22 protein-coding genes are annotated in these 25,804 nt (G+C 66.9%); 16 read left to right on the forward strand and 6 right to left on the reverse strand.

What is annotated here, in order from left to right; translation table 11 throughout:
• Positions 1-34 precede the first annotated feature (34 nt).
• The 4 genes from era to RIL96_RS03645 all read left to right on the forward strand — a co-directional run bounded on the left by era (position 35) and on the right by RIL96_RS03645 (position 4,722).
• Positions 35-1,015, forward strand: coding sequence for a GTPase Era (gene era, locus RIL96_RS03630; RefSeq protein ID WP_310547718.1), 981 nt, complete (start codon positions 35-37; stop codon positions 1,013-1,015).
• A gap of 300 nt (positions 1,016-1,315) precedes the next feature.
• Complete coding sequence (gene leuA / locus RIL96_RS03635; RefSeq protein ID WP_310547634.1) at positions 1,316-3,055, forward strand: 2-isopropylmalate synthase; 1,740 nt, start codon at positions 1,316-1,318, stop codon at positions 3,053-3,055.
• A gap of 22 nt (positions 3,056-3,077) precedes the next feature.
• A complete protein-coding gene (gene recO, locus RIL96_RS03640; RefSeq protein ID WP_310547635.1) occupies positions 3,078-3,812 on the forward strand; it encodes a DNA repair protein RecO in 735 nt (244 codons plus the stop codon).
• Positions 3,813-3,912: 100 nt separating this feature from the next.
• Positions 3,913-4,722: an isoprenyl transferase gene (locus tag RIL96_RS03645; RefSeq protein ID WP_310547636.1), complete on the forward strand. Its 810-nt coding sequence runs from the start codon at positions 3,913-3,915 to the stop codon at positions 4,720-4,722.
• Here the strand turns inward: RIL96_RS03645 and RIL96_RS03650 are convergent.
• Positions 4,707-5,762 (reverse strand): alpha/beta hydrolase, encoded by a 1,056-nt coding sequence (locus RIL96_RS03650; RefSeq protein ID WP_310547637.1) that lies wholly within the window; start codon positions 5,760-5,762, stop codon positions 4,707-4,709. The two genes, RIL96_RS03645 and RIL96_RS03650, sit on opposite strands and share 16 nt — an antisense overlap.
• A gap of 113 nt (positions 5,763-5,875) precedes the next feature.
• Here RIL96_RS03650 and RIL96_RS03655 point away from each other — a divergent pair, with 113 nt between their 5' ends.
• Positions 5,876-7,015, forward strand: coding sequence for a quinone-dependent dihydroorotate dehydrogenase (locus RIL96_RS03655; protein WP_310547638.1), 1,140 nt, complete (start codon positions 5,876-5,878; stop codon positions 7,013-7,015).
• A gap of 47 nt (positions 7,016-7,062) precedes the next feature.
• On the opposite strand, the gene RIL96_RS03660 is transcribed toward RIL96_RS03655, so the two are convergent.
• The gene (locus RIL96_RS03660; RefSeq protein ID WP_310547639.1) at positions 7,063-7,671 is read right to left on the reverse strand and encodes a DUF3043 domain-containing protein; all 609 of its coding nucleotides are present in this window, start codon (positions 7,669-7,671) and stop codon (positions 7,063-7,065) included.
• 253 nt (positions 7,672-7,924) lie between these two features.
• Here RIL96_RS03660 and RIL96_RS03665 point away from each other — a divergent pair, with 253 nt between their 5' ends.
• The 5 genes from RIL96_RS03665 (at position 7,925) to def (ending at position 12,472) form a co-directional block, all read left to right on the forward strand.
• The gene (locus RIL96_RS03665; protein WP_310547640.1) at positions 7,925-8,305 is read left to right on the forward strand and encodes a HesB/IscA family protein; all 381 of its coding nucleotides are present in this window, start codon (positions 7,925-7,927) and stop codon (positions 8,303-8,305) included.
• 398 nt (positions 8,306-8,703) lie between these two features.
• Positions 8,704-9,573: an aa3-type cytochrome oxidase subunit II gene (gene ctaC, locus RIL96_RS03670; protein WP_310547641.1), complete on the forward strand. Its 870-nt coding sequence runs from the start codon at positions 8,704-8,706 to the stop codon at positions 9,571-9,573.
• Positions 9,574-9,575: 2 nt separating this feature from the next.
• On the forward strand, positions 9,576-11,300 hold the full coding sequence (ctaD, locus tag RIL96_RS03675) for an aa3-type cytochrome oxidase subunit I (RefSeq protein ID WP_310547642.1): 1,725 nt from the start codon (positions 9,576-9,578) through the stop codon (positions 11,298-11,300).
• On the forward strand, positions 11,300-11,701 hold the full coding sequence (locus tag RIL96_RS03680) for a cytochrome c oxidase subunit 4 (protein ID WP_310547643.1): 402 nt from the start codon (positions 11,300-11,302) through the stop codon (positions 11,699-11,701). The genes ctaD and RIL96_RS03680 overlap by 1 nt, the downstream gene beginning before the upstream one ends.
• 147 nt (positions 11,702-11,848) lie before the next feature.
• Entirely contained in the window at positions 11,849-12,472 is a 624-nt protein-coding gene (def, locus tag RIL96_RS03685; RefSeq protein WP_310547644.1) for a peptide deformylase, read from the forward strand.
• 76 nt (positions 12,473-12,548) lie between these two features.
• Here def and trpD read toward each other — a convergent pair whose 3' ends face one another.
• Positions 12,549-13,757, reverse strand: coding sequence for an anthranilate phosphoribosyltransferase (gene trpD, locus RIL96_RS03690; RefSeq protein ID WP_310547645.1), 1,209 nt, complete (start codon positions 13,755-13,757; stop codon positions 12,549-12,551).
• Positions 13,758-14,165: 408 nt separating this feature from the next.
• Here trpD and ctaE point away from each other — a divergent pair, with 408 nt between their 5' ends.
• From ctaE to qcrB, 4 genes are all read left to right on the forward strand, one after another.
• Complete coding sequence (ctaE, locus tag RIL96_RS03695) at positions 14,166-14,813, forward strand: aa3-type cytochrome oxidase subunit III (protein ID WP_374761837.1); 648 nt, start codon at positions 14,166-14,168, stop codon at positions 14,811-14,813.
• A 120-nt stretch (positions 14,814-14,933) separates the two neighbouring features.
• A complete protein-coding gene (gene qcrC, locus RIL96_RS03700; protein ID WP_310547646.1) occupies positions 14,934-15,731 on the forward strand; it encodes a cytochrome bc1 complex diheme cytochrome c subunit in 798 nt (265 codons plus the stop codon).
• A 73-nt stretch (positions 15,732-15,804) separates the two neighbouring features.
• Positions 15,805-16,863: a cytochrome bc1 complex Rieske iron-sulfur subunit gene (gene qcrA, locus RIL96_RS03705; RefSeq protein WP_310547647.1), complete on the forward strand. Its 1,059-nt coding sequence runs from the start codon at positions 15,805-15,807 to the stop codon at positions 16,861-16,863.
• Positions 16,860-18,578, forward strand: coding sequence for a cytochrome bc1 complex cytochrome b subunit (qcrB, locus tag RIL96_RS03710; RefSeq protein WP_310547648.1), 1,719 nt, complete (start codon positions 16,860-16,862; stop codon positions 18,576-18,578). Before qcrA ends, qcrB begins: the two co-directional genes overlap by 4 nt.
• A 149-nt stretch (positions 18,579-18,727) precedes the next feature.
• Here qcrB and RIL96_RS03715 read toward each other — a convergent pair whose 3' ends face one another.
• Positions 18,728-20,146 carry a replication-associated recombination protein A gene (locus RIL96_RS03715; RefSeq protein ID WP_310547649.1) on the reverse strand — a complete coding sequence of 473 codons (1,419 nt, stop codon included), beginning with the start codon at positions 20,144-20,146 and terminating at the stop codon, positions 18,728-18,730.
• A gap of 76 nt (positions 20,147-20,222) precedes the next feature.
• Here RIL96_RS03715 and dtd point away from each other — a divergent pair, with 76 nt between their 5' ends.
• The gene (dtd, locus tag RIL96_RS03720; RefSeq protein ID WP_310547650.1) at positions 20,223-20,738 is read left to right on the forward strand and encodes a D-aminoacyl-tRNA deacylase; all 516 of its coding nucleotides are present in this window, start codon (positions 20,223-20,225) and stop codon (positions 20,736-20,738) included.
• 121 nt (positions 20,739-20,859) lie between these two features.
• Here dtd and aspS read toward each other — a convergent pair whose 3' ends face one another.
• Positions 20,860-22,626, reverse strand: a complete 1,767-nt coding sequence (gene aspS, locus RIL96_RS03725) for an aspartate--tRNA ligase (protein ID WP_310547651.1) — start codon at positions 22,624-22,626, stop codon at positions 20,860-20,862.
• A gap of 151 nt (positions 22,627-22,777) precedes the next feature.
• The gene (gene hisS / locus RIL96_RS03730; protein WP_310547652.1) at positions 22,778-24,148 is read right to left on the reverse strand and encodes a histidine--tRNA ligase; all 1,371 of its coding nucleotides are present in this window, start codon (positions 24,146-24,148) and stop codon (positions 22,778-22,780) included.
• Positions 24,149-24,478: 330 nt separating this feature from the next.
• Here hisS and RIL96_RS03735 point away from each other — a divergent pair, with 330 nt between their 5' ends.
• On the forward strand, positions 24,479-25,756 hold the full coding sequence (locus tag RIL96_RS03735; RefSeq protein WP_310547653.1) for a DUF349 domain-containing protein: 1,278 nt from the start codon (positions 24,479-24,481) through the stop codon (positions 25,754-25,756).
• Positions 25,757-25,804 lie beyond the last annotated feature (48 nt).

Here is a 25,804-nt window from a genome sequence, read left to right on the forward strand (position 1 = left end):
CGCAGCTGAGGACTCGGCAGATCTCGAGGCCCGGATGGAGGCCGCCCTGGGACCGGCCCCGCGCTTCGTCGAGCATGGGGCGGACTTCCGTGCCGGTTTCGCCAGCTTCGTGGGGCGGCCCAACGCCGGGAAGTCCACACTGACCAATGCGCTGGTCGGCCATAAGGTCGCCATCACCTCCTCAAAGCCGCAGACCACACGGCACACCATCCGAGGTATCGTCCACCGGCAGGACGCGCAGCTGGTGCTGGTGGACACCCCCGGTCTCCACCGACCCCGGACGCTGCTGGGTCAACGGCTCAATGATCTCGTCATCGACACACTCTCCGAGGTCGACGTCGTCGGGTTCTGCCTCCCGGCGGACCAGAAGATCGGTCCGGGAGACCGTTTCATCGCCGCCCAGCTGCAGAAGCTGCCGCATCAGCCCGTCATCGCGCTGGTCACCAAGACAGACACTGTGCCGAAGGACCGGCTGGCCGAGCAGCTGCTCGCCGTGGACCAGCTCGGCCGTGAGCATCTGGCCGCGGAACGCGCCCAGGCCGAGGGCTTCGCCGCCATCATCCCGGTCTCGGCGGTCTCCGGGGAGCAGGTCGACGTCGTCGCCGAGGAACTGGTCTCCATGCTCCCGGTCTCCCCGCCGCTGTATCCCGAAGGTGAGCTCACCGATGAGCCTGAGGCGGTCATGGTGGCCGAACTGGTGCGCGAGGCCGCCCTGGAGGATGTGCGCGACGAGCTGCCCCACTCGATCGCCGTCACCGTGGACGAGATGGTCCCCCGTCAGGACCGCCCGGCAGAGAAGCCGCTGCTCGATGTCCACGTCAGCATCCATGTGGAGCGGGATTCGCAGAAGGCCATCATCATCGGACGGGGTGGTTCCCGGCTGCGTGCCATCGGTACCCAGGCGCGCCAGGGGATCTCGCGTCTGCTGGGGACGCCGGTGCACCTCGATGTGCACGTGAAGGTGAGCAAGGACTGGCAGCGTGATGCCAAGAAGCTCGGGCGGCTCGGATTCTGAGCGGCAGCTAAGGCGGCCCGGATGCTGAGACACCGCCGGTGTGCACCGACGTGGACCCGGCAGTCCGTGCTAGCGTGGCGATCGTGAGCGATCACCGACGCATCCAGCGACTACACCTACTTCTCCGCCGCAGCGGGGACGTGCAGGTGCGCACACGGACGGGCTGCTGAGCCCTCTCACATCCGTCAGCGTCACATCGCCTGCCGGGCCGGCACCCGTTGCGGAGCATCCCGGGACCCCTCCGCGGGGTCTCCTGCGGCCGAAGCCCCTTCACGGACCGATCTCATGAGGATGGCGATGATGCGCAACCACCAGAAACCCTCCGCGATGCCGTACCACCGGTATCTGCCCTTCCACGATCAGATCAACGTGTCCCTGCCGGACCGCAGCTGGCCGGACCAGGTGATCACTGAGGCCCCCCGCTGGTGCGCGGTGGACCTGCGCGACGGCAACCAGGCGCTGATCGATCCGATGTCGCCGGAGCGTAAGCACCGGATGTTCGACCTGCTCGTCTCGATGGGATACAAAGAGATCGAGGTGGGCTTCCCCTCGGCTTCACAGACCGACTTCGACTTCGTCCGTCAGCTCATCGACGGCGGACGCATCCCCGAGGACGTCTCCATCCAGGTGCTCACCCAGGCGCGCGAGCACCTGATCGAACGGACCTTCGAGGCCATCGAAGGCGCTCCTCGCGCCATCGTCCATCTCTACAACTCCACCTCGATCCTGCAGCGCGAAGTCGTCTTCGGCCAGGACCAGGACGGCATCGTCGACATCGCCACCCAGGGCGCCCGGCTCTGCCTGAAGTACCAGGAGCAGATGACCTCCTCGACTCCGATCGTCTACCAGTACTCCCCGGAGTCCTTCACCGGCACTGAGCTGGAGTTCGCCGCCCGGATCTGCGACGAGGTGATCGAGGTCTTCGGCGCCACTGCGGAGCAGAAGATGATCATTAACCTGCCGGCCACTGTGGAGATGGCCACCCCCAACGTCTACGCCGATTCGGTGGAATGGATGCACCGCAACCTGCGGAACCGGGATGCGGTGATCCTGTCCCTGCATCCGCATAATGACCGCGGCACCGGAGTGGCCGCGGCGGAGCTGGGCTATATGGCAGGTGCCGACCGCATCGAAGGCTGCCTGTTCGGAAACGGCGAGCGCACCGGCAACGTGGACCTGGTGACCCTGGGCATGAACCTGTTCAGCCAGGGCATCGACCCGCAGATCGACTTCCGGGATATGGCCGAGATCCGCCGGGTCGTGGAGTACTGCAACCAGATGCCGGTGCCGGAACGCTCACCCTACGGCGGTGACCTGGTTTTCACCGCGTTCTCCGGTTCCCACCAGGACGCGATCAACAAAGGTCTGGCCCATATCGAACGTCGTGCCGAAGCCGCCGGGGAGGCCGTGGAGGACACGATGTGGGCGGTGCCGTATCTGCCGATCGACCCCAAGGACGTGGGCCGCAGCTACGAGGCCGTCATTCGGGTGAACTCGCAGTCCGGCAAGGGCGGTGTGTCCTATCTGCTCAAGACTGAGCACGGTGTGGATCTGCCCCGCCGGGCCCAGGTCGAGTTCTCCGGAGTCATCCAGCGCCGCGCCGACGACGGCGGGGGAGAGGTCTCCGGGGAGGAGATCTGGAGGATGTTCACCGACGAATACCTGCCCGCCGCCGGTGAGCCGCAGTGGGGCCGGTTCCGGCTGGGCCGTGTGGAGACGACCACCACCGCTGAGGGACGGTTCTCGATGGACCTGGACCTCCAGGTCCAGGGCGAATGGGGTCGACGCAGCAGCGAGGGCAACGGACCGGTGGACGCGCTGGTCCAGCTGCTCAGCCGTGAAGGTGTCGACGTGCGGGTGCTGGACTATTCGGAGCACGCGATGAGTCAGGGTGGTGACGCCCAGGCGGCGGCCTTCGTCGAATGTGCCATCGGCGACCGGGTGCTCTGGGGTGTCGGCATCGATCACAACACCTCCACCGCCTCGCTGAAGGCCGTGGTCTCAGCGGCCAACCGGGCGCTGCGCACCGCCGAGGACTGAGCCGGAAGACCCCTGAGGACCTGTGGCAGGATCGACGTTCGCCTCACGCAGCTACCGTGATGCTGCCCTGGTGCTGCGTACCCATGACCTGGGGGAGGCCGACCGGATCATCACCGTGCTGACCCCCGGTCATGGGCTGGTCCGTGCCGTGGCGAAAGGCGTGCGCCGGACGACGTCGAAGTTCGGCGCCACCTTGGAGCCTTTCATGGCCGCTGACGTGCAGTTCGTCCATGGCCGGAGCCTGGACATCGTCACGCAGGCGATCTCCAAGGGCAGCTACGGTGCCGCCATCGTCGCTGACTATGAGAAGTATCTCGCTGCCCATGTGATGGCGCAGGCCGCTGAGCGTCTCTCCGAGACCGACGTCGATGACTCCCGGCAGCAGTTCACTCTGCTCCATGGGGGGCTCTCAGCCCTGGCTCGCGGGATCCATCCGCCGGATGCGGTGCAGAGCTCCTATCTGCTGCGTGCGCTGGCCCGGGCGGGTTGGGCGGTGTCCTGGGACGCGTGCGTGGCCTGCGGACGTCCGGGGGAGCAGCCCGGGTTCAGCCCCGCCTTGGGCGGCCCGACCTGCGAGGACTGCCGCCCGCCCGGAGCACGGCGTCTGGATCACGGCACAGTGGTGCTGCTGCGTGCTCTGCAGGAGGGCGACTGGACCCGGACTCGCGGGGCCACGGCGGCGGAACGCCACGAGGCCTCTGCCGTGGTGCATGGCTACGCCCAGCATCAGCTGGAACGGCGTCTGGGCACCGGCTGAGCTGCTCCGGTGCTCAGTCGGCACAGGTGACCGGACGGCACAGGTGATCCGGCGGCATGGGTGACCGGATGATGCACCGCCGGGCGGCATAATGGAGGCCATGCCGTCTGTTCGCACCCATTCTGGTGATTCGACCCCGTTCGCCGGACCACCGGTCCATCCCTCTGGTGCCACACCGCCGCCGCTGCCCACGGAGCTGGTCCCGCGGCACGTGGCGGTGGTCATGGACGGCAACGGCCGGTGGGCGAATCAGCGCGGACTGCCGCGGACCGAGGGGCATAAGGCCGGCGAGGACGCGCTGATGGAGGTCATCGCCGGGGCGATCGAGGCCGGTGTCGAGCACGTCAGCGCCTACGCCTTCTCCACGGAGAACTGGAAGCGCTCCCCAGAGGAGGTCCGCTTCATCATGAGCTACTCGCGGCGGGTGCTGCGGCGTCAGCGTGACGTCCTGCACTCGTGGGGGGTGCGCATCCGGTGGAACGGTCGGCGGCCCAGGCTCTGGGGTTCGGTGATCCGCGAGCTGGAGGCGGCTGAGGAGCTGACCCGGCACAATACCCGCTGCACGCTGACCATGTGCGTGAACTACGGAGGCCGGGCGGAGATCACCGACGCGGTGCGCCAGATCGCCCAGAAGGCCGCTGACGGGCAGCTGGATCCGTCCCGGATCCGCGAGACGACGATCGCGGCGCATCTCGACGAGCCTGATCTGCCCGATGTCGACCTTTTTCTGCGTAGCTCCGGGGAGCAGCGACTCTCGAATTTTCTGCTGTGGCAGTCGGCCTACGCCGAGTTCGTCTTCCTCGATGTGCTCTGGCCCGATGTCGACCGCAGAACCCTGTGGCGCGCCCTGGAGATCTACGCGCGCAGGGACCGCCGCTATGGCGGGGCCGTGGATCAGGTGTCGCAGTGACCTTCTGAACGGTCGGTCTGGGCCTCGGGGCCGTAGGCGTGCAGCCACCGGGTGATCCGGTGGAAGGCCTCGCGGCGGATCGGTTCCGCGGAGGCGAAGATGTCGTGCATGGCCCCGGTGAGCCGCTCCACGGTGACCGTCGGGCCGAGTTTCACCGCCCGGCGGGCCAGCAGGTCGACGTCGAGCACCGAGTCGCTGTGCTGCATCTCCTCCACCCAGTTCCGGCGGTAGACGGTCTTCTCCGAGAGCAGCACCAGCAGAGGCACGGAGATGTCCAGGCCCCGATAGACCGCGCTGTGCCCGGCGAGGACGGCGCGCAGCCAGCCCGGACGCATCGGAAAGGACTCGGGCGGGCGCCACAGCGGGTGGATGCGCCAGCTGCCGTGGGAGTCCTCAGACAGCGACATCCAATACGTCGAGACCGGTGGGACGTGCAGGGCTCGTTTGGGGTCCAAGCGGTTCAGCGGTGCGAGCAGCCCGTCGACGGCGGTGCGGGCGGCCACGTCTCCGGGCAGCTCCAACCAGGGCGCGTTGAGGATCAGGGCGCTGAGCCGGTCCGGGCGGTCCGCGGCCCACAGCGCGGCGGTGAGACCTCCGGTGGAGTGTGCGTGAACGATCGGGGCGGACGTCTCGGGGTGGGCTTCGGCGATGATCTCGACGGCGGCGTCGAGCTCCTCCTGGTAGGTGCGCAGGTCATCGATATAGCCCGGAGTCTGGTGCTCTCGCAGGCTGCGCCCGTATTTCCGCAGGTCCAGCGCATAGAAGGGCCGGCCGCTCGCGGCGAAGCCCCGGGCCATGGGGAGATTGAAGAAGTAGTCCGTCCACCCGTGGATGTGCAGCACTGGAGCAGGTGGTTTGCTGGCAGCGGGCCTCTGGCGTGGTGACGGTACGTCATCGAGGCGTACCAGCGTGGCTGAGACCGGGCCTTCCTCGTCCCGGCCCAGCGGCAGGGTCCGGCGTGAACATCCGGGCAGGATATCGGGCACCCACTGGCCGACGGCAGAGTCCTCGAGCAGCTGCGGCTCCGGCGTCGACTCCATGTCCCCATCCTATGCCTGCTGCTGAGGCTCAGTTCTCCGGTCGGCCCAGGCACTCGGCCTGGGGACTGGGCCTGGGGACTGGGCACCGGATATTGGATCATAGGATGGTGGCTATGACTGTCCCGTCCGAGCACGCTCAGAGCCCCCCGAGATCGACCGAGCCGCCGCAGGAGGGCCGGATCTACCGCGGGCTGTTCCGGGGAATCTTCTCCGGGATGGATCCGGAGACAGCGCACCGGTGGGTGGTCACCGGGCTGCGTGCGGCACATCGTATGGGCGTGCTGGCACCAGTGGAACGGCTGACCCGCCCTGCCCCGGAGCTCGCCGTGGAGGCGCTCGGGCGGCGGTGGCCCTCGCCGTTCGGTCTGGCCGCCGGGTTCGACAAAGGTGCAGTGGCCGTGCTGCCGCTGGCTGCCCTGGGCTTCGGGCACATCGAGATCGGCACGGTCACCGCGTCCCCGCAGCCGGGAAACGACCGTCCCCGGCTGATCCGGCTGATCGCTGACCGCGCCCTGATCAACCGGATGGGCTTCAACAACGACGGCGCCGAGGTCGTCGCGGCGCGTCTGCAGCGGCTGCGGGCCCGCATCGATCGTCGTCGGGCCGCAGGTCAGCATGCCCCCGTGCTGGGTGTGAACATCGGCAAGACCAAAGTGACCCCGCTGGAGGAGGCCACGGAGGACTATCTGGTCTCTACCCGGGCACTGGCGCCCTGGGCGGATTATCTGGTGGTCAACGTCTCGTCCCCGAACACGCCCGGTCTGCGGCAGCTCCAGGAGATCGACTCACTGCGTCCGCTGCTGGCCGCCGTACGAGAGGCCGCACACCAGGCAGCGGGACGAGCCGTGCCGCTGCTGGTGAAGATCGCCCCGGATCTGGCCGATGAGGACGTCGACGCCGTGGCGGATCTGGCGGCGGAGCTGCCTCTGGACGGGATCATCGCGACGAATACGACGACCACCCGGCACGGGCTGAAGACCTCAGCGGCGAAGATCACCAAGGCCGGCGCCGGTGGGCTCTCCGGCCCTGTGCTCGCCGCCCGGTCCATCCAGGTGCTGCAACGGCTGCGGGCCCGGCTCCCCGAGTCCACGGCGGTGATCTCCGTGGGCGGTGTGGAGACGGCCGAGGACGTCGTCGAACGGTTGGAGCTGGGGGCCGATCTGGTCCAGGGCTATACCGGGTTCATCTATGCCGGACCGCTGTGGGTCCGCCGGATCAATCGGGGGTTGATCCGGCGCCGTCGGCGGGTCTGAGCAGCGCCGGGTCTGAGCGGTGCAGGGGCCAGACCGGGTACTCGCCGTCAGACCGGGTACTCGCCGCGGGCCACCAGCGGCTTCGGCAGCCGGAGCCGACGTATCTGCAGAGAACGCATGGCCGAGTAGAAGCGCAGTCCGCGTTCCATCTCTCCGAACTTCGCCTCGGCCCGTTTGCGGACCGACCGGCCCACGTACCAGCCCTCGACGATGACCAGCAGCACCAGCACCCAGAGGGCCTGGCTCATCACCAGGCGCGCGTCTTCGGGGAGCAGCAGAGAGGTGAAGAGGAAGACCAGCACCAGCACCAGCATCCACTCGCCCAGCCCCGTGCGGGCGTCCACCCAGTCACGGGCGAAGCGTCGTTGCGGGCCGCGGTCCCGCGGGGGCAGATAGCGGTCATCGCCGGTCTCCAGGGCGATCCGCTGCTTCTGGCGGACCTCACGGATGTGCTCGCGCTGAGCCTCGCGGGCGGCGCGTCGATCATCGGGCACCAGGGGCCGCTTCCTCGCCGCCACCTGGTCCCGCTGCTTCGGGGTCGGCCGGCCCTTCGGCGCGGGGCCCCGTGAGGGGGCCGGAGTCTGCTGGGCCGACTGTGCGGCAGATCCTTCGGCGGGCGGAGCCGTCTCGTCTGTCTTCTTCTTACGTCCAAACACGACGCCCAGTCTATCGGTGTCACCGCGGGGTTCCCGCCCGGGGCACAGCCGATTCTCCCGGCTCTGCTTCTCCCGGCTCTGCGCAGAAGCCTGCCGGGTATGGTCCGGCAGCGCAGAGGGGAATGCGGCGCACTGTGCTGATGTTGTGGTGCTTGATACCGTCAGTGGCATCGGTTCTATTGATATCGATGGATATCGGTCGCATCGACGCCGTCGACGGGAATGAGCCCGACCCGAAAGAGGTGCACAGCGCATGACTACCCCCACTCAGGACGCCGCAGCCAGTACAGAGGCTGACCAGCTGAAGTCCCACCAGGTGGAGCTGACCGAGGCCGCTTCCTCGAAGGTGGCAGCCCTGCTGGAACAGGAGGGCCGTCAGGATCTGCGTCTGCGGGTCGCAGTCCAGCCCGGCGGATGTTCCGGGCTCATCTATCAGCTCTACTTCGATGAGCGGACCCTCGACGGCGACGCCGTCCGCGGATTCGGCGGGGTCGAGGTCATCGTCGACAAGATGTCGGTACCGTACCTCGACGGGGCCACCATCGACTTCGAGGACTCGATCTCGAAGCAGGGCTTCACGATCGACAACCCGAACGCCGGAGGATCCTGCGCCTGCGGTGACTCCTTCCACTGAGCCGTTGAACGGCGCGGCTGTGCGCTGGCCGTCATACTCACGACATCTTCCAAGTTCTTTTCACTCCGTGTCCTGCGTGGTGCTGGCTTGTGCCGGCTCGTATGGGCACTGAGGACCAGGCCGCCGTGGCACCCCGGATCACCGGGCCGCCACGGCGGCCTCGTCATGCCGTCACCGTTGTGCGCACCACAGCGCAGAGGCAACGCGCAGGATGCTCAGCAGGCGCTCGGCCGTGTCACAGCCTGTGTTCGGTCGGAGCGAACGTCTACAGTTGGTAGTAATCTTGTTCCCGACACGTGCCGGAGCCCCTACCGCTCCGCCGAGGTGCTGCCGAAGCGCTGCGGTGATGGCCCGGAGGTGTCGATCACATCGCACACCAAGAAGAGGAAGGGCCGTCTGTGAGTTCGGAGAAGCGAACCGTCAGCCGGGGCCGACGCGCAGCCCGAGGGATCACGGCCGCCGCGGCGGCGGCGCTGGTCCTGACCGGCTGCTCGGAGCAGGTCCAGCGGGGCTGGCTGCCCGGAAGCCGTGAGACCACCAGCAACACTGCCGAGCTGACTGACCTGTGGGTCAACTCGTGGATCGCGGCCTTGGGCGTCGGCCTGGTGACCTGGGGCCTGATGCTCTGGTGCATGGTGGCCTACCGCCGTCGCAAGGGTGAGACCGGCTACCCCCGCCAGCTGGCCTACAACGTGCCGCTGGAGATCATGTACACGATCGTTCCGATCATCATGGTCGGTGTGCTCTTCTACTTCACCGATCAGGTGCAGCGCTCCGTGGACGAGGAGACCGAGGACGCCGATCTCGTCGTCGACGTCCGCGGCAAGCAGTGGGCCTGGGACTTCAACTACCAGTACGACGGCGAGGAGCGGTACTACGCCGGTGTCCAGGCCCATCTGACCGGTGAGGAGGGCGTCGAAGAGACCCTGCCGACCCTCTACCTGCCGGTGGACGAGTCAGTGACCTTCGAGCTGAACTCCCGCGACGTCATCCACTCCTTCTGGATCCCCGCCTTCCTGCAGAAGCGCGACATGATCCCGGGCAAGACCACCCGCATCGACCTGACTCCGCAGGAGGAGGGCACCTTCCAGGGCAAATGCGCGGAGCTCTGCGGCGAGTACCACTCCGAGATGCTCTTCAACGTAGAGGTCGTCTCCGCCGAGGAGTTCGAGGAGTACCTGCAGACTCTGCCGGAGGGTCAGCTCGGTGACGAGTACGACCGCAACCCGAACCTGTATGACGACGTGACCGCGAACGAAGGGGACTGATCGTGGCTACCCTCGAATACACCACGGATGAGAGCGCGGTCGGCCCGCGCGTGGTTCCCCGCTCGAAGGGGAGCATCGTCGTCAGCTGGCTGACGACCACCGATCACAAGGTCATCGGGTACATGTACCTGATCACCTCCTTCATCTTCTTCTGCGTCGGCGGTGTGATGGCACTGCTGATCCGTGCCGAGCTCTGGGAGCCGGGCATGCAGCTGCTGCAGACGAAGGAGCAGTACAACCAGCTGTTCACCATGCACGGCACGGTGATGCTGCTGATGTTCGCCACCCCGCTGTTCGCTGGCTTCGCCAATGTGATGATGCCGCTGCAGATCGGTTCTCCGGATGTCGCTTTCCCACGTCTGAACGCGCTGGCCTTCTGGTTCTTCCTGTTCGGCTCACTGGTGGCGATGATCGGGTTCCTCACCCCGCAGGGTGCGGCCTCCTTCGGGTGGTTCGCCTATGCGCCGCTGTCTGACACCACCTATTCGCCGGGTGTCGGCGGTGACCTGTGGGTGTTCGGCCTCGGTCTGACCGGTTTCGGAACCATCATGGGTGGTGTCAACTTCATCACCACCATCATCTGCATGCGTGCCCCGGGTATGACGATGTGGCGGATGCCGATCTTCACCTGGAACACCCTGATCACCTCGATCCTCATCCTGATGGCCTTCCCGCCGCTGGCCGCCGCACTGTTCGGCCTCGGTATGGACCGTCGTCTCGGCGGGCACATCTTCGACCCGGAGGCAGGCGGTGCCATCTTGTGGCAGCACCTGTTCTGGTTCTTCGGCCACCCTGAGGTCTACATCATCGCGCTGCCGTTCTTCGGCATCATCTCGGAGATCCTTCCGGTCTTCAGCCGCAAGCCGATCTTCGGCTATAAGGGGCTGGTCTACGCGACCATCGCCATCGCCGCACTCTCGGTGACGGTCTGGGCTCACCACATGTACGTCACCGGTGCGGTGATGCTGCCGTTCTTCGCGCTGATGACCATGCTCATCGCCGTACCCACCGGGGTGAAGTTCTTCAACTGGATCGGCACGATGTGGCGAGGCTCGATCACCTTCGAGAACCCTATGCTCTGGAGCATCGGCTTCTTGGTGACCTTCCTCTTCGGCGGCCTGACCGGTGTCATCCTGGCCTCACCGCCGCTGGACTTCCACGTCTCCGACACCTACTTCGTCGTCGCCCACTTCCACTACGTGATCTTCGGCACCGTCGTGTTCGCGATGTTCGCCGGGTTCTTCTACTGGTGGCCGAAGTGGACCGGCAAGATGCTCAACGAGCGCCTGGGCAAGATCCAGTTCTGGATGCTGTTCACCGGGTTCCACGGCACGTTCATGATCCAGCACTGGCTCGGTGTGATGGGGATGCCTCGGCGTTATGCCGACTACCTCGTCGAGGACGGCTTCACCCAGATGAACCAGTTCTCCACCGTGTTCTCGATGCTGCTGGGCGCCTCGCTGATCCCGTTCTTCTGGAACGTGTGGGTCACCCACCGCAAGGGCCGCCGTGTGCTGGTGGACGACCCCTGGGGCTTCGGCGCCTCCCTGGAGTGGGCGACGTCCTGCCCGCCGCCGCGGCACAACTTCTACTCGCTGCCGCGCATCCGCTCGGAGCGTCCTGCACTGGACCTGCACCATCCGGAGCTGGCAGAGCGTCATACCCTGCAATCGGCGGCCGGTAAGGTCTTCGGACCTGCTGACCAGAAGGACAAGGGAGGAATCTGATGAGGACCAATATTGGAGTCTTCCTGGGTGTCGGAGCCTTCCTGCTCGTCATCGCGTTTATCTACGGGTTCGTCACCGGGTTCGACGAGCTGGCCGGGTTCCCCCTGCTGCTGCTCAGCGCCGGAGTCGGCTTCATGCTCTGGTTCTACCTGCGGATGACCGCGAAGAACAGCGAAGTCATGGATTCCGACCGCAGCGACGGCGAGATCCACGAGATGGCCGGAAACTACGGGGACTTCGCCCCGTGGAGCTGGTGGCCGCTCGGGTTGGGTGCGGCCTGCGCACTGCTGGTCTTCGGTGTGGCCTATGACTGGTGGGTCGTCGGGATCGCCCTGGTGCCCACGCTCTTCTTCACCGTGGGCTGGGTCATGGAATACAACCGGAAGCGCTACGCGCACTGATCGGGGACTGCCCGCCCCTCGACGACAGCGGTCGTCGAGGGGCGGGAGACCTCAGAACGTGGGGCCGTGATGAGCTGATGCTCGTCGCGGCCCCACGTCTGTGCTCGACGCCGCGTTCAGGCCTCGGAGGAGTTAGGATCGTGGACCATGACGATCCGCCCCATCACCATCTGCGGCGAGCCCGTCCTGCATCAGCGGGCCGCCGAGGTCGAGACCATCGACGACGAGATCCGTACTCTGATCGATGACATGTTCGCCACGATGGACGCCGCACACGGTGTCGGTCTCGCCGCCCCGCAGATCGGCGTGGGACGGCGGATCTTCACCTACCAGTACGCCGATTCCGGTGAGGTGCCCTCGCGGGGCGTGATCATCAACCCGCGTCTGCGGCTGATCGCCAAGCCCGCTCAGACGGCGCCCGACGCTGAAGAGCACACAGAAGGATGCCTCTCCGTTCCGGGGCTCGGCTTCCCGCTGCACCGCAGCGATCACGTCGAGGTCATGGGCATCGGCCTCGATGGAGCACCGATCCGGTTCGAGGCTCGCGGTTGGTTTGCCCGCATCATGCAACACGAGTACGACCACCTCGATGGGTTCCTCTACGTCGACCGCCTCAACCCGCAGTGGACACGCCGTTGGCGGCGCGCCCGCCGCCGTGAAGGTTGGGGTGTACCCGGCCTGAGCTGGATGCCGGGAGAAGATCCTGACCCGTTCGGCCATGATGAGGATTCTGCCGAGGAGCCGGGCACCGTCTCCGACGCTCAGCGATGAGGCAGCGCTCAGACAGTGACGTGACGGAGTGATGAAGTGACGCTGATCCGTTCTCCGGGCCGTGCTGCGCCGAGTCTCAGCGGCGACTGAACTCCACCCAGCGGTCCAGCACCGCGGCAGCGGCCCCGGAATCCACGGAGTCCTGCGCCAGCTGTAAGTTGGCCTGGAGCCGCTGGGGCAGATCATCAGCCAGTTCCGCGCCGATGCCGCCGGCGACGGTCCTCTCGGGCTGTGTCCCATCGGGACGCGGCGCCATCGCAGCATGTGCAGCGGACCAGGCGGTGAGCCCGGCAGCAGCGTTGAGCAGTGCGGCCTCGCGCACCGGCCCGCCTCTCCCATCGAGAACGCCACGGACGATGTCGGCATTATGCGCACCGTCACCGCCGCGTAGGGAATCGACCGTCACGCGGTCCAGCCCGAAGTCCTCCGGTGCGATGACATAGTGCTGCACTTCTCCGTGCCGGACCTCCCAGATGTCGGTCTCAGCAGAGGTGGTGATCTTGTCTCTGCCGTCGCGCCCCCGGAAGACCAGTCCGTGGATGCCGCGCAGCGCCATCACCCGTGCCATCTCAGGGGCCAGGCGCTCATGAGCGCATCCCAGCGCCTGGGCGGTCACCCCGGCCGGGTTGGACAGCGGGCCGAGGAAGTTGAAGACCGTGCGCACTCCCAGGCCTCGTCGCACCGGTGCCACATGACGCATCGACGGGTGGAACTGCTGGGCGAAGAGGAAGGTGATCCCGGTCTGCTCCGCACACTGGGCTAGGCGCTGCGTGCTCATCGCCAGATCCACACCGAGCGCTTCGATGACATCGGCAGCACCGGCGGTGGTGGAGGCGCCGCGGTTGCCATGCTTGACGACCCGCGCTCCAGCCCCGGCGGCGATCAGCGAGGACATCGTCGAGATATTGACCGTGCCCAGCCCGTCACCTCCGGTGCCCACGATGTCCAGGCTGGGGGAGGAGATGCGCACTGGCACCGCATGGTCCAGCATGGAGGTGCTCAGACCCAAAAGCTCCTCGGCGGTCTCGCCTTTGGCTCGCAATGCGGTGAGGAAACCGGCGATCTCGACGTCAGTGAGCTCCCCGGACATCAGCTGGCTCATCGCCCAGGAGGCAGTGTCGGCCGAGAGGTCCTCGCCGTGCAGCAGATGCTCGAGGATCTGCGGCCAGGTGCGTGGAGGAGGTGCCGCGGCTGCCGTGCTGTCTTTCGCACCACTGTTTCTCGCAGCGCTGTCTCTCGCAGCGCCGTCTCTGTCTTCGGTGTCGTGCTGGCTCATCGAAGTCACGGCTCCAGCCTAGCGGGACGGTGCCCGGCGGGAAGAGCGGGCACCACGGGGCTGAGGGCCGTGATGTGACAGCCTCGGCCCAGCAGGCCACCAGGAGAAATCCAGGTGGTGCAGGCATAGTGGATGTCAGACGGGCCGAGATGGTGTCTCAGGGATGGTGTCTCAGGTACGTCGTGGGCCAGGTACGTCGTCTGCACTGCGTGAAGGTCCTCCAGAGCTGCCCGTTGGCACGTCATATTCGGTCTATCTACTACGTTTCGTAGAAATTTCTGCGGCCCTTCCGAGGAGTTCACAGCTGGGCGGATGCTGAGAATTACGGGGCTGCAGGGCCATCAGCTTCATCAGAGGCGGCGCCACGCCGCAGTGCGTCGTTAGCGAACACGCTGACGTTCAGGTCATAATGAGTCCGTGACGTCTGCAACCCAAGCTCCCAACGTTCCGGCTCGCGCACTGCCGAATCGTCCGAACATGGTGTCCGTGGGCACTATGGTCTGGCTGACCAGCGAGCTGATGTTCTTCGCCGGCCTGTTCGCGATGTTCTTCACCTTGCGCTCCGCTGAGCCCGAGATGTGGGCAGAGAACAGCGCGCTGCTGGACATCCCGCTGGCCACCACCATCACCGTGATCCTGGTGTCCTCCTCGGTGACCGCGCAGTTCGGCGTCTTCGCCGCTGAGCGGCACCAGCCTCGGCGCACCGGATCGCTGATGAGCGTGCGCCACTGGGGAATGGTGGAGTGGTACATCGCCTCCTTCATCCTCGGTGCGGTGTTCATCGCCGGTCAGACCTACGAGTTCGCGGTCCTGGTGTCCGAGGGGGTCACCATCCCGGCGAACGCCTTCGGTTCGGCGTTCTACATCACCACCGGTTTCCACGGCCTCCACGTCGTGGCCGGCCTGGTCGCTTTCCTCTTCGTGATCGCACGCGCCTACTTCAGCGTGAAGTTCACCCATAAGGAGGCCAGCGCGGCTGTGGTGGTCTCCTACTACTGGCACTTCGTCGACGTCGTCTGGATCGCACTCTTCGGCGTCGTCTACATCCTCCCGTTCTTCGTCTAAACCCCCGCCCCCGGGGTGCACCGCAGACGTCTGAAGCGGACACGCTGACAATCGCACACCTCGCCCGACGCCGACGCGGCGGACAGGCGGACTACGCACCGAGAAGTTAGGACACGGCACGTGAAGGCACTTTCGCAGAGGCGCCGCCACCCCTTCGCCGGAGTGGCCCTGCTCCTTCTGGGACTGCTGATCACCGGCGGCCTCTATGCCGCCGCCACCACGATCAACGAGGCCCAGGCGAGCAACAATGAGGACGCCTACTCCAGCGCCGACGTCGATGAGGGCGAACGTCTCTTCGTCGCCAACTGCGCCACCTGCCACGGCATCAACGCTGAGGGCACTGACGCCGGTCCGTCGCTGGTCGGCGTGGGCGCGGCCTCCGTCGACTTCCAGGTCGGCACCGGGCGCATGCCGATGCAGATGCAGGGTCCGCAGGCTCAGCAGAAGCCGAAGCAGTTCAATGACGAGCAGACTATGCAGCTGGCTGCCTACGTAGCCTCCCTGGGCGCCGGTCCGGCAGTGCCGGAGGACCAGTACCTCGATGTGGACGAGGGCGACCCGGCCCGAGGCGGCGAGCTCTTCCGCATCAACTGCGCGATGTGCCACAACGCCGCCGCCGCCGGCGGCGCCCTGACCGAGGGCAAGTTCGCACCCAGCCTGCACGGAGTCGATGAGCGGCACATCTACGAGGCCATGACCACCGGCCCGCAGAACATGCCGGTCTTCAACGACGCGAACATCCCGCCGGAGGACAAGCGGGACATCGTCTCCTTCCTGAAGACCTACGAGGCGCAGGGCTCTCCGGGCGGATTCTCGTTGGGCTCGCTGGGACCGGTCTCCGAAGGCCTGTTCATCTGGACCGGAGGCATCGCCGTGATCATCGGCTCGATGGTCTGGCTGACCTCGCGCTCCTCCTGAGCACCCGCGGTGGGCATCAGCACCGCACACACGCACCCGCACAGCAATCACTCAAGCAAAGGACGAGAACCATATGGTCGAGCACGGTCACGGCGACCCGAAGCACCGGGGAGCCGTCATCAGAGCCGGTGAGGGGGAGTCCGGCGGCTATGCCATCGACGACCCGGGGCTGCCGCCGCACCGTCCGCGGCTGGCCGATGAGGACCCGAAGGCCGCCAAGCGCTCGGAGCGCCAGGTCTTCGTGATGTTCCTGCTCTCGATCATCGGTACCGTCATCTTCTTCGTCGGCTACTTCACGATCGAGCTCTCCGAAGACCTGCACATGCTGCGTCTGCAGAACACCCTGCTCGGTGTGGGCGTGGCCTTCGCGATGCTCGGCATCGGACTCGGCGTCGTGCACTGGGCCAAGACCCTCATGCCGGACCACGAGATGGTCGAGGACCGCAAGCCCCTGCGCAAAGAGGCCGAGCGTGCTGAGGCCGAGAAGATCGTCGGCGATGTGCTCGAAGAGTCCGGGATCAAGCGTCGCCCGCTGATCCGCAACACCCTCATCGGTGCCATGGTTCTCGCCCCGCTGCCCGGTGTGCTGGTGCTCCGTGATCTGGACCAGTCGGATGACTTCGGCGTCGAGCGGCTGCGCCACAGCCTCTGGGACGAGGGAGTCCGCCTGGTTCGTGACCCCACCGGCACGCCCATCCGTGCGGCAGACCTCACCGTCGGCTCGGCGATGCATGTGGTTCCGGAGAATCTGCGTGACGTCCCCGGCCACGGTGACCGACTCAGCGAGAAGGCCAAGGCCGTCGTGCTGCTGATGCGCATGAACCCGCAGGACTTCGAGACGGTCAGCCGCGGACGCGAGGACTGGACCTACGACGGCATCATCGCCTGCTCCAAGGTCTGTACCCACGTCGGCTGCCCGGTGGCGCTCTACGAGCGGCACACCCACCACCTGCTGTGCCCCTGCCACCAGTCGACCTTCGACGCCGCCAACGAGTTCAAGGTGGTCTTCGGCCCGGCCGGACGTCCTTTGCCGCAGCTGCCCATCACCGTCGATGACGAGGGCTACCTGGTCGCACGCAGCGACTTCACCGAACCTGTCGGCCCGACCTACTGGGAGCGAGGCGAGAAATGAGCACCCACGCACCGGAATCCGCAGCTGCTCCCACGCAGGAGTACCGCGCCTCAACCCGGACGGGACGAATCGCTGACTACGTCGACCAGCGGGTCGGCGGCACCAGCATCGTGCGCGAGTTCGGGCGGAAGATCTTCCCGGACCACTGGACCTTCATGTTCGGTGAGCTGGCCCTGTACAGCTTCATCATCCTGATCGTCTCGGGTACCTTCCTGACCTTCTGGTTCGACCCGTCGATGTCCTCGACCACCTACAACGGCTCCTATGCACCGTTGCAGGGCGTGGAGATGTCGACCGCCTACGCCACCGCCCTGGACCTGTCCTTCGACGTCCGCGGCGGTCTGTTCATGCGTCAGCTCCACCACTGGTCGGCGCTGCTGTTCGTCGCGGCGATGGCCATCCACATGCTGCGGGTGTTCTTCACCGGAGCATTCCGCAAGCCGCGCGAGCTGAACTGGGTCGTCGGCTGCTCGCTGCTCATCCTGGGCATGGGCGCCGGCTTCACCGGCTACTCGCTGCCGGACGAGGTCCTCTCCGGCAACGGTCTGCGCATCATCGACGGCATGATCAAGGCCCTGCCGGTGGTCGGCAGCTACATCTCCTTCTTCCTCTTCGGTGGGGAGTTCCCCGGTGACGAGGTCATCCCGCGGCTCTACGCGCTGCACATCATGGTGATCCCGGCGCTGATCCTGGTGCTGATCGCCGTGCACCTGTTCATGGTGGTCATCCACAAGCACACCCAGTACCCGGGCCCGGGACGCACGGAGACCAACGTGGTCGGCTACCCGGTCGGTCCGGTCTACGCCGCCAAGGCCGGTGGATTCTTCTTCATCGTCTTCGGCATCCTGGCCGGGATCTCCGGGACCTTCCAGATCAACGCGCTGTGGAACTACGGTCCCTACGACCCCTCACCGGTACAGGCCGGAGCCCAGCCCGACTGGTACATCGGTCCCTTCGAAGGTGTCCTGCGTCTGATGCCCGGTTATCTCGGGGACACCTCGCTGGAGCTGCTCCTGCCGATGCCGTGGGGTGCGAACAACCTGGCACTGCCGGTGCTCATCCCCATGATCCCAGTGGCTCTGATGTTCCTGGGTCTGTTCATCTGGCCATGGGTCGAGGCCTGGATCACCGGTGACAAGCGGGAGCACCACGTGCTGGACCGTCCGCGCAACGTGCCGACCCGCACCGCCGTGGGCGTGGCCGTGGCGACGTTCTACTGCATCATGTGGGGCATGGGATCCAACGACCTCATCGCCACGCATTTCCAGCTCTCGCTGAACGACATCACCTACTGGTCGCGCGTGCTGATCTTCGTCGGTCCGGTGATCGCGTTCATCATCACCAAGCGCATCTGCTTGGCGCTGCAGCGCAAGGACCGTGAGATCGTGCTCCACGGCAATGAGGCGGGCGTGATCGAGGTGCTGCCTCACGGTGAGTTCCGTGAGAAGCACAGCCGCCTCGACGACTACGAGCTCTACACGCTCGTGGCCTTCGAATCGCCGGAGCCCAGTGGTCCGGTGCCAAACGCGAAGGGCAAGGTCACGCGCACGGAGAAGATGCGTGCCGGCCTTAACCGCTGGTTCTTCGAGGACCGGGTGGCTCCGGTGACCCGTGAGGAGTACCAGGAGGCGCTGTCTCACGATCACCACGAGGCTACGGAGCCCGGCATCGAGGCTTCGGCCTCGCAGGGCCAGATCGGTTCGCAGCACCACTGAGTCGAACTCTGCTGACTCCCATGTGTTGACGCAGAGATGACGAGGGCGGGCCCTGAGAGGATGACTCTCAGGGCCCGCCCTCGTTGGTCACGGACAGGTGTGCTCCTCGACGCCTCAGCGCCTTCAAGGCTCGTCTCAGGGACCGTCGGTCAGCCACCGCGGACGATGCCGCGCAGGCGCTGCAGCCGCTCCGCCACGGCCCTCTCCATCCCGTTGCCGGTGGGGCGGTAATAGTCGACACCCACCAGCTCATCGGGCGGATACTGCTGGGTGACGACATGATGCTCGGCGTCGTGGGCGTAGCGATAGCCCTTCCCGTGGCCCAAGCGCTCGGCACCGGCATAGTGGGCGTCACGCAGATGGGCCGGCACAGCGCCCGAGCGGCCGGCACGCACATCAGCGATGGCCGCATCCAGGGCCTGATAGGAGGCGTTCGACTTCGGGGCGGTGGCGATATGCACCGTCGCCTCGGCCAGCAGGATCCGTGCCTCGGGCATGCCGATCAGCTGCACCGACTGGGCCGCGGCGACTGCCGTCTGCAGCGCGGTGGGATCCGCCATACCGACCTCCTCACCGGCGGCGATGACCAGACGGCGGGCGATGAACCGTGGGTCCTCGCCGGCCACGATCATCCGTGCCAGGTAGTGCAGGGCCGCATCGGGATCAGAGCCGCGCAGCGACTTGATGAACGCAGAGATGATGTCATAGTGCTGGTCGCCGTCCCTGTCATAGCGCTGCACCGCGTGGTCCATCGCCTGCTCGGCATCCTCCGCCGTGACGCTCACCGGGGCCTGCGCGTCGGCGCCTGCGCGGCCCGAGGCTACGGCCGCAGCGGCTTCCAACGTGGTGAGGACTCGGCGGGCGTCTCCTCCGGCCATACGCAGAATATGGCCTCGAGCCGCCTCCTCCAGCACGAACGCCCCATCGAGTCCGCGGTTGTCCTCCAGCGCGCGGTCCACCAGTCCGGAGAGGTCGGTTTCGGTCAGTGAGCGCAGCGTGACCAGCAGCGATCGGGAGAGCAGCGGGGCGATCACGGAGAAGGAGGGATTCTCTGTGGTCGCAGCGACGAGGATGACCCACCCGTTCTCCACTCCCGGCAGCAGCGCGTCCTGCTGGGCCTTATTGAACCGGTGGATCTCATCGAGGAAGAGCACAGTGGTCAGTCCACGCAGATCACGGTCTTCTAAAGCCTGGTCCATCACTGTGCGGACGTCCTTGACTCCGGCACGGATCGCGGAGAGCTCTACGAAGCGCCGGTCAGGGGCGCGGGCGATGACATGGGCCAGTGTGGTCTTCCCGGTGCCTGGCGGACCGTAGAGCAGCACGGAGGAGGCCCCGGCCGGGCCTTGAGCCCCTTCGGCGAGCACTCGTAAGGGCGAACCATCCTCGAGCAGATGCTGCTGGCCGAGGACCTCGTCCACTGAGCGTGGGCGCATGCGCACAGCCAGGGGAGTGTGACGCCGTGGACGCCGCGCCCCAGCGGCGTCTGCAGAGCCCCCGGACCCCGAAGGCCCGACCCTGGCCGGGGTCGGGGCAGGGTCGTCCGAGGAGAACAGATCACCGGCCATCACAGACTCCTTCCCGCCGCGCCCGTCCACTCTATCGCCGAGCACTGACAGACCTGTTTCTGCAAGACTGACCCCTATGCGTGCAGTCATCCAACGGGTCAGCCGAGCAGAAGTCCGGATCCTCGATGAGGGACCGGGCGGCGAGCCCCCCCCCGAGGGGGACCACACCCGGGAGAGCAGCCGGGTGCTCCGGCGCAGCGGATTCGACGGTGAGGGGCTCGTCGTGCTGCTGGGTGTGACCCATGACGACGGAGAGGCCGAGGCGGTGCTGCTGGCGGAGAAGATCTGGACCCAGCGGATCCTCGCCGGGGAGCGCTCCTGCGAGCAGGCAGGTGCCCCGCTGCTGGTGGTCAGCCAGTTCACCCTCTACGGCGACGTCCGCAAGGGGCGCCGTCCCTCCTGGAGCGCCGCCGCTGCCGGGCCGGTCAGCGCACCTCTCTACACACGGTTCGTCGAGATTCTCCGCGAGCGCGGAGCCACGGTCCACACCGGCGACTTCGGCGCGGCGATGGAGGTCGATCTGATCAACGACGGCCCGGTGACGCTCATCATCGACACTGAGGACCTCCGCCGACCGCGTCGGCAGTCGTGAGTCTCGACCGCGTCGGCAGTCGTGAGTCTCGACCGCACAGCGCGCACCGCCCAAGCCTTCTTGGACGGTGCGCGCCGTGCCGTGCGAGCTGTGCGGTGCTGTGCGTGCCGTGTGGTGGAGATCAGCTCTTGGGCTGGGGCTTCGCGTCGACCCCGGCCTCCTTGCGCTGCTGGGCGGTGATCGGTGCAGGGGCCGCGGTGAGCGGGTCGTATCCGCCGCCGGTCTTGGGGAAGGCGATGACTTCGCGGATGGATTCCTCACCGGCCAGCAGTGCGACCACACGGTCCCACCCGAAGGCGATGCCGCCGTGCGGGGGAGCGCCGTAGCGGAAGCCCTCCAGCAGGAACCCGAACTTCTCTGCGGCCTCGGCCTGGCTGATCCCCATGACCTCGAAGATCCGTTCCTGGACATCGCGCCGGTGGACACGCAGGGAGCCTCCGGCGATCTCGTTGCCGTTGCAGACCAGGTCGTAGGCGTCAGCTAAGGCTGCACCAGGATCGGTGTCGAAGGTCTCGGCGAACTCCGCCTTCGGTGCGGTGAAGGCGTGGTGGACCGCGGTCCAGGCGCCTGACCCGACGGCCACATCTCCGGCGGCGGTGGCCTGAGCGGCCGGCTCGAACATCGGGGCGTCCACCACCCAGACGAAGGACCACTGCTGCGGGTCGATCAGCCCGGTGCGTTCGGCGATCTCCACTCGGGCCGCTCCCAGCAGCGCCCGGGACGCGGCCGTCTCACCGGCGGCGAAGAAGACACAGTCACCGGGGGAGGCACCCACGGCGGAGGCCAGGCCGGCGCACTCGGCCTCCGAGAGGTTCTTCGCCACGGGGCCGCCGAGCTCACCGTCTTCCCCGACGAGCACATAGGCCAGGCCCTTGGCCCCGCGCTGCTTCGCCCATTCCTGCCAGGCGTCCAAGGTCCGTCGCGGCTGAGAGGCACCACCGGGCATCACCACAGCACCGACGTACTCGGCCTGGAAGACACGGAACGGCGTCTGGGCGAAGTACTGCGTGAGTTCGGTCAGCTCCAGGCCGAACCGCAGGTCCGGCTTATCGGTGCCGTAGCGGCGCATCGCCTCCCAGTAGGTGATCCGCGGGAACTGCGGGGCGAGCTCGACGTCGATCAGTGACCAGAGCCGACGCACCAGCTCCTCGGACCAGGAGATGACGTCTTCCTGGTCCACGAAGCTGGCCTCGACGTCGAGCTGGGTGAACTCCGGCTGCCGGTCGGCGCGGAAGTCCTCGTCCCGGTAGCAGCGGGCGATCTGGTAGTAGCGTTCGAAAGCACCGACCTGCAGCAGCTGCTTGAACAGCTGCGGAGACTGCGGCAGGGCATACCAGGAGCCGGGCGCCAGGCGCGCCGGGACCAGGAAGTCCCGGGCGCCTTCGGGCGTCGAGCGGGTCAGCGTCGGAGTCTCGATCTCAGTGAAGCTCTCACCGTGCAGGTACTCGCGGGCCACACGGTTGGCCTCGGAACGCAGCCGCAGAGCCCGCTGCGGGCCCTCACGGCGCAGATCCAGATAACGGTGACGCAGCCGGGCCTCCTCACCGACCTCGACGTGCTCGTCGAGCTGGAACGGCAGGGCCTCGGCAGTGCTGAGCACTGTCACCGATTCCGCTTCGACCTCGACCTCGCCGGAGGCCAGCTGGGCGTTCTCATTGCCGGCGGGCCGCCGACGCACCTCGCCGGTGACCTGCAGGACGAACTCATTGCGCAGCGGGCCGAACACCTCTTCGTCGTGGACGACGACCTGGGCCAGCCCGGAGGCGTCGCGCAGATCCAGGAACGCCACACCGCCGTGGTCGCGGCGACGGGCCACCCAGCCTGCCAGAGTGACGGTCTCTCCGATATGCGCAGCAGTCAGTGCGCCGGTCTCCAAAGTACGTAGCACGGTGTTCTTCCTCTTCCTCCGCTGATCAGCGGGGCCGTATGGGGTGATCTGCTAGTGCGTCGAGTGTGTGGTCTGCTCGGGGCGGTTCGCCAGAGACGGTTCGCTAAAGACGATTCGCCAGGATGGTCGGCCAGGATGGTTCGTGGAGTCCTCAGTCGGCTGACGGCTCGGCGGAGGCTGGCCCATCGGCGATGATCGCCGGGGCCAGATCCTCGGTAGGCGGCTGCCAGGTGTGCGGATCAGCGGGCACCTGCTCCCCGGAACGGATGTCCTTGACCTCATGGGCCCCGGAGGCGTCGGTGAACCAGACGAAGGGAATGCCGCGGCGATCGGCGTGCCGGATCTGCTTGCCGAGCTTCTCGGCGGTCAAGGCGACCTCCGCGCTGATGCCGCGGGCCCGTAGGATCTCAGCGACGTCCTGGGCCTGGGGCCAGGACTCCTCATCGCGCAGGGCCAGGTAGACGACGGTCGGCACGGACCGGTCGGCTCGGAGCTGCTGGACGGCCAGCAGACGGGAGACCAGACGTGTGACACCGATGGACAGGCCCACGCCGGGGAAGGTCCGGGAACCCTTCGAGGCCAGAGATTCGTAGCGCCCGCCCGAGCAGATCGATCCCAGATCCTCATGGCCGATGAGCACGGTCTCATAGACCGTGCCGGTGTAGTAGTCGAGGCCGCGGGCGATGGAGAGATCCGCCTGGGCGCGTCCGGGCACGCGACGTTCCATCTGCTCCATGACTTCGCTGAGCTCACTGAGCCCCTCCTCGAAGAGGGCGGAGTTGCCGTCGAGGTCAGCGGCCAGCGCCCGCGCCTGGTGGAGGAACTCGGTGCCTGCGGTCCGGATCTCGGCCAGGGCCAAGGCCCGGCGCGCCTGTTCGACATCGGCACCGGCCTGGGTCTGCAGCTCCTCGGTGACCTTCTGCGGGCCGATCTTCTCCAGTTTGTCGATGGCGCGCATCACCGCGGCGGAGTCGTCCAGCCCCAGGAGTCGGTAGAACCCCTCGGAGAGTTTGCGGTTGTTGATCCGCATCCGGAAGTCACCGATCCGCAGCGCCTCCAGGGCCGTCGCCATGACCACCGCCAGCTCGACGTCGGCGCGGAAGGGCAGCGCGCCGTCGCCGACGATGTCCACATCGGCCTGGGTGAATTCCCGATAGCGCCCGTCCTGGGGCCGCTCGCCGCGCCAGACCTTCTGGATCTGGTACCGCCGGAAGGGGAAGCGCAGGTAGCCGGCATTGTCCACCACATAGCGCGCGAAGGGCACGGTGAGGTCGAAATGCAGGGCCAGCCGGGCGTCCCGGGCCGAGGCCTGGTCATCCTGCATCCGGGAGATCGCATAGATCTCCTTGTCGATCTCACCCTTCTGGAGCAGGGTCTCCACCGTCTCGACGGCGCGGGACTCCAAGGAGGCGAAGCCGTGCCGCTCGAAGACCTCCCGGAGGGTGTCGAGGAGATGCAGCTCGACCAGCCGCTCCTCGGGCAGCCATTCCGTGAAGCCGGAGAGTGAACTCGTACGTGCCATAGGGGAGGAGGGGCTCCTGTGTCGGGGTGTGGGTCCGGGTGCCTGCGGTCTGTGTGCCCGAAGGCCATAATCCGCACGACGCCGGATGACGCCGGACGGCAAACCGGACGACGTCGCCGGAGGGCGGCTCACAGACGCACAGCAGAGCATTCGCAGGCGCAAGGTCCTGACCATCATAGCGATCTGCACGCCCCCGCGTGGTCATAACATCGGTGGCGAGCAGCGGCGGCGATCAGCGGGCATCGGCGGGTGCGCCGACAGGCGCATCAGCGCGGGCGTCAGCAGGGGCATCGGCAGGGGTATCAGCAAGGGGATCGGTATGGTGGTCCCATGAGCTCTGCAGTCAGACCAGGACATCATGTCACGACCCCTGAGCAGGCCCGCCAGGCCGCCGTCGTCGACGCCGAAGGTCACGTGTACGCCCGCGATGCCCAGCAGACCTATATCGGCCAGTATCCCGGAGTCTCCGAAGAGGAGACCCTGGGCTACTTCAGCAGGAAGTTCGACGAACTGGCCAACCGTGTCCTGCTGCTGAAGGCCCGGGTGCGCGCAGGTGCTGATTCCGCCGACTCCCTGCAGCAGAGCCGAGCGGCGCTGCAGACCGAGCTGGAGGCCCAGGCGTGGGTCGGTGATGTCCAGATGCTGCACACTGTGCTCGGTGAGATCGAAGGGCAGGTCGAGGCGCTGCGTGATCAGGAGCGCCGGGCCAGTGAGGAGGCCACCGCCGAGCACCTGGCCCGGCGGGAGGAGATCGTCGCCGAAGCCGAGTCGATCGCTGCCCAGGACCCCGCCTCGATCCACTGGAAGAACTCACAGACCCGGCTCGAGGAGCTCTTCGACCAGTGGAAGGCTGAGCAGAAGCGGCCGCCGCGGCTGAGCAAGGCCCAAGAGGACCCGTACTGGAAGCGATTCCGTGCGGCACGCACGACCTTCGACAAGGGCCGCCGGGAGTTCTTCGGGCGCCGTGATGAGCAGCACGCCCAGGTGCGGCGGACCAAAGAGGAGCTGATCACCCGGGCGGAGCAGCTGCAGCACAGCACCGACTTCGGACCGACGACGAAGGCCTATCACCGTCTGATGGATGAGTGGAAGGCTGCCGGCCGCGGCTCACGGCGCAGCGACGATGCCCAGTGGACACGTTTCCGCGCCGCCCAGGACGTCTTCTTCGCGGCTCGCGATGCCGCCAATGCGGAGACTGACCGGCAGTACGGCCAGAACCTGGAGGCCAAAGAAGCCGTGCTCGCCCAGCTTGAGGCGCTCATGCCCTTCGAGGACCCCGATGCCGTGCGTGAGAGATATCACGCGCTGCTGGAGCAGTGGGATGCCGCCGGACGGGTGCCGCGCGGCGACGTCCGCCGTATGGAGGATGCGCTGGCCCGTGTCCAGGACGCCTTCCGACAGGCTGAGCAGCAGCGCTGGCAGCGCAGCGACCCCGAGACGCAGGCCCGGCAGGACTCCGTGCTCGCGCAGATCGACGCCTCGGTCCACGAGCTGGAAGAGGAGCTGCGCCGTGCTCAGCACGCCGGAGATGAACGGGCCCGTCAGCAGGCCGAAGAGGCGCTCGAGGCCCGACGGGCCTGGCGGGAGATCGTCGCACGCAGTTCCTAAACCTCGGCACGGCCGTGGCTATCGGATCTCCACGTATGCGGATCACAG

The organism is Nesterenkonia aerolata (assembly GCF_031470965.1).
In the GTDB taxonomy this organism is placed as follows: Bacteria; Actinomycetota; Actinomycetes; order Actinomycetales; family Micrococcaceae; genus Nesterenkonia; species Nesterenkonia aerolata.

Coding starts and splice junctions, on each gene's coding strand:
- era (WP_310547718.1), top strand. CDS start 35: ATGGAGGCCGCCCTGGGACCGGCCCCGCGCTTCGTCGAGCATGGGGCG.
- leuA (WP_310547634.1), top strand. CDS start 1,316: ATGCGCAACCACCAGAAACCCTCCGCGATGCCGTACCACCGGTATCTG.
- RIL96_RS03645 (WP_310547636.1), top strand. CDS start 3,913: ATGCCGTCTGTTCGCACCCATTCTGGTGATTCGACCCCGTTCGCCGGA.
- RIL96_RS03650 (WP_310547637.1), bottom strand. CDS start 5,762: ATGGAGTCGACGCCGGAGCCGCAGCTGCTCGAGGACTCTGCCGTCGGC.
- RIL96_RS03655 (WP_310547638.1), top strand. CDS start 5,876: ATGACTGTCCCGTCCGAGCACGCTCAGAGCCCCCCGAGATCGACCGAG.
- RIL96_RS03665 (WP_310547640.1), top strand. CDS start 7,925: ATGACTACCCCCACTCAGGACGCCGCAGCCAGTACAGAGGCTGACCAG.
- RIL96_RS03680 (WP_310547643.1), top strand. CDS start 11,300: ATGAGGACCAATATTGGAGTCTTCCTGGGTGTCGGAGCCTTCCTGCTC.
- def (WP_310547644.1), top strand. CDS start 11,849: ATGACGATCCGCCCCATCACCATCTGCGGCGAGCCCGTCCTGCATCAG.
- qcrA (WP_310547647.1), top strand. CDS start 15,805: ATGGTCGAGCACGGTCACGGCGACCCGAAGCACCGGGGAGCCGTCATC.
- qcrB (WP_310547648.1), top strand. CDS start 16,860: ATGAGCACCCACGCACCGGAATCCGCAGCTGCTCCCACGCAGGAGTAC.
- RIL96_RS03715 (WP_310547649.1), bottom strand. CDS start 20,146: ATGGCCGGTGATCTGTTCTCCTCGGACGACCCTGCCCCGACCCCGGCC.
- dtd (WP_310547650.1), top strand. CDS start 20,223: ATGCGTGCAGTCATCCAACGGGTCAGCCGAGCAGAAGTCCGGATCCTC.
- hisS (WP_310547652.1), bottom strand. CDS start 24,148: ATGGCACGTACGAGTTCACTCTCCGGCTTCACGGAATGGCTGCCCGAG.
- RIL96_RS03735 (WP_310547653.1), top strand. CDS start 24,479: ATGAGCTCTGCAGTCAGACCAGGACATCATGTCACGACCCCTGAGCAG.